The following is a 248-nucleotide window of genomic DNA, read 5'->3' on the forward strand; positions in this document are numbered from 1 at the left end:
CGAAATATTAGGTTCTGTTGCAGAAGTGATTCCATAAGGAACAGAACAGTTTCTAATCACACTGAAAACACTGGCTACTGCTGTGCGGGTATCTGCAGTCTGAGGAATCGCATTGATATAATAAGAAGCTCTTACAAAGCGGTCTGCAGCACGGTTTGTTCCCGGAAGCATAACCGTTCCCGGAATGCCCTTCCAGTAGTTGTTAAGAGCAAGCTGCTCTTCAAAAACCGGAGAGTTGGTCATTACCG

At 45.6% G+C, this 248-nt stretch carries 1 protein-coding gene; it reads right to left on the reverse strand.

Annotated elements, in window-relative coordinates; translation table 11 throughout:
- Window positions 1–248, reverse strand: a 248-nt coding sequence (locus tag GB932_RS22150; RefSeq protein ID WP_156758934.1) for a linear amide C-N hydrolase, incomplete at both ends; no start/stop codon positions are given.

This window comes from Microbacterium karelineae, assembly GCF_009745985.1.
In the GTDB taxonomy this organism is placed as follows: Bacteria; Actinomycetota; Actinomycetes; order Actinomycetales; family Microbacteriaceae; genus Microbacterium; species Microbacterium karelineae.